This window comes from Propionicimonas sp. (assembly GCF_047606205.1).
Taxonomy (GTDB): domain Bacteria; phylum Actinomycetota; class Actinomycetes; order Propionibacteriales; family Propionibacteriaceae; genus Propionicimonas.
On sequence record NZ_JASGES010000203.1, the window covers coordinates 1 to 3,187 of the forward strand.

At 72.1% G+C, this 3,187-nt stretch carries 3 protein-coding genes; all 3 read right to left on the reverse strand.

The window, feature by feature from the left end:
* Positions 1-362: 362 nt before the first annotated feature.
* The gene (locus tag QM633_RS12875; RefSeq protein WP_415154162.1) at positions 363-1,250 is read right to left on the reverse strand and encodes an FHA domain-containing protein; all 888 of its coding nucleotides are present in this window, start codon (positions 1,248-1,250) and stop codon (positions 363-365) included.
* A 2-nt stretch (positions 1,251-1,252) separates the two neighbouring features.
* Complete coding sequence (locus QM633_RS12880; RefSeq protein ID WP_415154163.1) at positions 1,253-2,533, reverse strand: vWA domain-containing protein; 1,281 nt, start codon at positions 2,531-2,533, stop codon at positions 1,253-1,255.
* Positions 2,526-3,187 (reverse strand): PP2C family protein-serine/threonine phosphatase (locus tag QM633_RS12885; RefSeq protein WP_415154164.1); only part of this gene is annotated, 662 nt, incomplete at its 5' end. The genes QM633_RS12880 and QM633_RS12885, both read right to left, overlap by 8 nt.

Below are 3,187 nucleotides of genomic sequence, written 5' to 3' on the forward strand. Positions count from 1 at the left end.
GCGGACCGGGTAGGGAACCGTCCCCGACTCGGTCGACCTCGTGCTCGCTCCGGGGATGGCGGACCGGGTAGGGAACCGTCCCCGACTCGGTCCACCCCGCGCTCGGTCCGGGACGACTCGGCGTTGGGCCACAGCGCGCCGGCAATTCCTGGGGGACCGGCCCGGGCCGACCCCGCCGCTGGGAGGGCGACCGCGGCCGGACCCGTCGAGCCTCACCTCGTCGTCGGGTCTGTGGCGCACCGGATCGGGCGCACTGCTGCGGCCACACCTCGCGGTACAGAACCCGCTATCGCCACGAGCCGTGACCGTGCGCTCATCCCGCCCCGCAGGTCCTCCTACGACACGGCATTGCCAGCAGCCCCCTAGCCGGCGAGGGCTTCCTGCTCGTCCTGGGTGGCGCGACGGACGACGATCCTGGTCCAGGCACCGACGTAGATGCGCTGGCCGGGGGAGATCTCGACGCGGCCCTGCGGGATGGGCATCGCGGGCAGCGGCCCCGCGGCGGAACCGACGAACGTGCCGTTCGCGGAGTCGAGGTCCTCGATCCACCAGCGGGTGCCGTCGGTGGTGAGCATGGCGTGGCGGCGGCTGCAGCCGGTGTCGAGTTCGCAGTCGACATCGGGGAAGATTCCCCGGCTGTGCGAGACCCGTCCGATCAGGTTGGCGTCCTTGACCAGGGGGACGATGTCGGGCAGCCCGGCGGACGGGAGCGGATCGGTGGAGCCCTGCGCGGCGTACCAGTCAGGGTCGATCCACAGTTCGGCCACCCACTCCACGGGCTTCCGCGCGGGTGCAGCGGGGGCTTCGCCGACCGGCGCAACTCCGCCTGGCGGGCTCGCGGACGCAGGCTCGGCGCCGTCCTCGTGCGTCGCGGCCGAGGTGGGCGACTCCTCGTCGAAGACGGCGGTGGGATCGGGCTCGGTGACGACGTCGTGCTCGGCCACCGGTACGAACGCTGCGGGGGTCTCCGCCGCGAGCACGGACGCAGCGGACGCCGGCCCAGCCACCGCCGGCGCAACAGCGGACGCCGCCGGAGCGGCACCCGTGGTGAAGTCGAACCCGCAGGCCTCGCAGAAGAGCGCGTCGGCGACGTTGGTCGTACCGCACTGGGGGCAGGTCAGCGGAGCGGACGCAGCGCCGACGGTCGCCTCGGTGAGGGTGCTGCCGGCCTGCTCGGGCGCCAGCGGGAGGCCGCAGGTGTCGCAGAAGTCGGTCTGGCTCGTCTGGTGCCCGGCCGGACAGATCGGCATGGTCAGCCCCTGATCCTCGTGGTCTTGGTCGACGCCGTGTCCAGTGCCATCTCGTCCACCTTGTCCACGGCCTTCCTCAGCCTCACGGTACCCGTCCGGGCGTCCGCGATGTCGACGACCTTCCGGAGTTTGGCCGTGGCCTCGGCGTTGCCGCTCTCCGTCGCCAGCTGGACCGCGCGGCCGAGCTTGGTCGTGGCGGTCGCCTCGTCCCCGACCGCCTTCGCGGCCAGGCCCTCCTGGATCACCTGGGCGAGTTCGGCCTGCCCGGTGTAGTGCGCGACCTCAGGGTTGATCTGCGCGGTCAGGTTCGTGTCGGAGGACCACTTGGCCTTGACCAGCCCCTGCGTGAGCAGGTCGGGGCCGACGGCCAGCTGGACGCGTGCGGCCAACTGCTCCTGGCCGACCGACTTCGCGGCGAGCCGGACCGCGACGTGGTAGTCGCGCTCCTCATCGGCCCACGCGCCGGTCGGGTAGCTCATGGTCAACTGGTTCACGGGCGTGCCCCGGTGGGTGAGGTCCTCGACGGTGGGGGAGACCTGGCGGATGAACAGCACCTGCGCGCCCTGCGGAATCCACACCCGCAACTCCGCGTTCGCGACGCCACGGGCCATCGACCTGCGCATCAGCTCGGCGAACACCTGGCCCATCTGGGTGGGGTCGCCGATGATGTCGACCGTGCCGAGCATGGCCTGCGCGATCTTGCGGATCTCGGCGACCTTCCAGTCGACCCCGACGCCGCGCGCGTCCACCTGGAAGTCGCCCGCGCAGGTGGCGATCGCCTGGTCGAGCTGGGCGGCGGTCTCGTTGTGGTTCTCGCCGTCGGTGAGCAGGATCACATGCTTCTGGGCGAGGTTTCCGATCGAGGCGAACAGCGCCTTGCACAGGTTCAGCCAGGTCCCCATCGCCGTGCCGCCCTCGGCGCGGAAGAAGCTGATCGAGCGCCGCGCCTCGGCCCGCGTCCGGGCGTCCATCCGCACCATGCCCGCGCCGGTCTGCACCATCGGGTAGGCGAGGTAGGCCTTGTGGTTGCCGGCGACGACGGCGAAGTAGGTGCCGTCGAGGATGTTGTCGAGGGCGATCATCGCCGCCTGCTTGGCCGCGTTCATGTTGGCGACGCCCATCGAGCCGGATGTGTCGACGACGATGATCTCGCCCGCGTCGCCGCTCCCCGTTCGTCCGGCCGACCCGGCCCCGGTGCACGTGATCGTGACGATCGCGTTGACGTCGGTGCCGCCGTCGGGCAGGAACTCGTTCTGGTAGACGGCGGAGGTGAACTCAGCCATGGTCGGGATCCGCTCCGTTCTCGTGGTCGGTGGCTTCGCCGACCAGACTAGCCGGGTCCGCGGCCTGCCCCGGATCGGCTGTCGGGGGTGCGGGGACGCGGGCCAGGGCGACCGTGATGTTGTCGTGGCCGCCGCACGCCGTCGCCCACTCGACCAGTCGCTGCGCGACCGGCGCAGGGTCGTCCCCCGCGGCGACCGCCGCGTCCAGCTGGTCCGCGAGCTCCGCCGCGGAGGACGCATAGTTCCACAACCCGTCCGAGCACACCACCAGCCAGCCCGGCTCGGGAACCGCCAGCGTGCCGGTGCGCGGGACGATGTCGAGGGAGTCGCGACCCAGCCACTTGGTGATCGCGTGCGCGCGGGGCAGCGCCTCGGCCTCCTCCCGGGGCATCCCCTCGGCGATGAAGGCCTGGGCCATCGAGTCGTCGATGCTCAGCAGGAGGCGTTGCTGCCCGCCGAGGACGTAGACGCGCGAGTCACCCAGGTTGGCGTAGTGGACCTGGTCGCCGGCGACCACGGCGGCGGCGAAGGTCGCGGACGCGGCGTTGGTGCTGTCCGGCGCCGTGGTGGCGACCACCGCCTGGTTGGCGGCCGCGACGGCCGCGACGAGCGCGGCGGCCAAGCCCGCGGCGTCCCCGGCCGCCAGAGATAGGA